2 protein-coding genes are annotated in these 2,330 nt (G+C 71.8%); one reads left to right on the forward strand and one right to left on the reverse strand.

The window, feature by feature from the left end; genetic code table 11:
* Positions 1–1,037 (reverse strand): alpha/beta fold hydrolase (locus NBW84_RS23060; RefSeq protein ID WP_250287359.1); only part of this gene is annotated, 1,037 nt, incomplete at its 3' end.
* Positions 1,038–1,693: 656 nt separating this feature from the next.
* Between NBW84_RS23060 and NBW84_RS23065 the strand changes: the two genes are divergently transcribed.
* Entirely contained in the window at positions 1,694–2,134 is a 441-nt protein-coding gene (locus NBW84_RS23065; protein WP_250287361.1) for a cobalamin B12-binding domain-containing protein, read from the forward strand.
* The last annotated feature ends 196 nt before the right edge of the window (positions 2,135–2,330 follow it).

The following is a 2,330-nucleotide window of genomic DNA, read 5'->3' on the forward strand; positions in this document are numbered from 1 at the left end:
CCGGCCGCTGGACGGCCGTCCGCCCATGACGCGCGGTCGGGACGAGCATCACGCAGGGATCTCGGGGCCGTAGCCGGCACCTCCGCCTCGGCTCCTGCCGCCATCTCGGCTCCTGCCGCCATCTCGGCCTCTGCCACCATCTCCACTCCTGCCTCCGCCGGCCCCTCCTCGCCGCCGAGGCCGGTGCGTCCGGTGTCAGGGCCGGTGCGTCCGCTGGCCGGGGCGGTGTACTCGACGTCGTCCAGATGCGCGAGCGTGGTCGCGATCCGATGGACGACGTCGATGTTGAACGGCAGCGAGTGGTGGCCGACGCCGGGAACCCGCAGGTTACGGACGGTCAGGTCCGGATGGCGGATGAGCGCCGCCTCGGTCGGACGGATGATCGTGTCCAGGTCCCCGGAGAAGGCCACGAACCGGGTCCGGCAGTTCGGCGCGGGCTCGGCCAGCTCGCGGACCACGTCCGAGCCCGGGACGAGCTGGCGCAGCAGGGTGTACGGCACCATCGGGGGCAGCAGCCGGGCCAGGCGGGTGCCCTCGTGCGGTGTGCCCAGCGTCACCAGGGTGTGCACACGGGCGTCGCCGTCGAGTTTCTGCACGTAGTAGCGGGCGACCAGGCCGCCGAGGGAGTGCCCGACGATGTGTATGCGCGGGTAGCCCGTCTGCTCGCACATCGTCTCGACCACCGCGGCCAGCTTGCGGGCCGCCGTCGGGACGTCCGCGGTGAACAGCGGCAGGTTCACGGTGGCGACCCGTCCGAAGCCTCGCCGGCGCAGCGACCGGCGCAGCCGAGTGAAGATCGACCTGTTGTCGATCAGGCCATGGACCAGCAGGATCGGTGTGCCCGCGGCTTCGATGTCGCCGACGAGCAGCCCGCGCCGCAGCGGGGAGAGGCCGTCGAGGGTGTAGCGGTCGGCCGGTTCGCGTAGCCGTTCCGAGACGGCCCCGATCGGGTAAAAGGCGATATGGGTCGCCAGCCAGGTGGCCTCCGTGGCCATGCCGCGGATCGCCCCCGGTGTCTCAAGCAGGCCGCGGGTCACGCGTGTGCCGCGACGGGCCACGGATGCGCTCACCGATCTGGTGGCTCTGCCTGCCGCCGCCCCCGCCGGCCCCAGTTGACGCTTTCCGATTGCCCTGCTCCCGTCCGTGCTCGGACAGTTGTCCGAAGAACCAGCTGGCCGCACGAACTGGCCGGCCGAAGGCAACGCGATCATCGGCCTGCTCGCGCGGCCGTGGGTCCGGGTCTCCCGCGCGGGGAAGGACCCGGGAACGGCACGATACTCGCAGGCACGAAGCCCCCGGACGTTGCCCGGATGCCGCGGCCGGCCAGGCCTGGCCCGGTAGGCCGTCGACCGCGCGGGCGGCGCCCAGCCGGCCGGCATCCACCGGGGATGGCCCGGCCGGTGCGCGCCAGACGGGCCGTAGCGCGGCCCGGGAGGCATCCGCTGGGAACCGCCATGACGTCTACCATTACTGAGAGTATAAAAAAAGCGGGTGGATGTCGACTGTTGGTTTCTCGCCGTGACCGCCGGCCGGTACGGCGGCGGCTGTGATCCCGTCGGGCAACAGCGTGCTTCCGCCGGTGCGTCCGGCTAGGGTCTACGGAGAGATCGGGCCACGGAACGCCATGTACGGGGCACCGCGTCAGGGAGGCGACGTCCCGGCCGGATGGTGTCAGGAAACGCAAGGAGGCCGCGTGAGCGGAACCGGTGAACGTATCCGGGTGGTGGTCGCCAAACCTGGTCTTGACGGCCACGACCGCGGCGCCAAGGTTATTGCGCGGGCACTGCGGGACGCGGGCATGGAGGTCGTCTACACCGGTCTGCACCAGACGCCCGAGCAGATTGTCGAGACCGCTATCCAGGAGGACGCAGACTGTATCGGCCTGTCGGTGCTCTCGGGCGCGCACATGACCCTTTTCGCGCGCCTGATGGATTTGCTGCGGGAGCGCGGCGCCACCGACATCGTGGTGACCGGTGGCGGGATCATACCGGATGCTGACATTCCGCAGCTGAAGGCACTCGGTGTCGCCGAGATATTCACGCCCGGAGCGACCACGGGCGAAATCGTCGAATGGATCCGGTCGAGTGTGGCCGCGGCCCACACGCCCGGTCCCAGGGCGGTTTCCGCGGGCTGAGAGTCTTCCGGGCGCCTTCCCGGGTGCCTTCCGGGGCCACCGGTTTCCGCCTCCCGGGCCGCCGGCTTGCCGGCCCGCTCGAGTGGCCGGGGCCGCCCGCCGAGGGCCGGTTGCCTGCCGAGGGCCGGTCGCCGGTCGCGGGCAGGCGGACGGCCCGGGACGGAAGGCCGCTCGGGCGCACGGGCCGCGACCGGGC

This window comes from Protofrankia sp. CiP1_Cm_nod2, from assembly GCF_920664355.1.
Classification (GTDB): domain Bacteria; phylum Actinomycetota; class Actinomycetes; order Frankiales; family Frankiaceae; genus Protofrankia.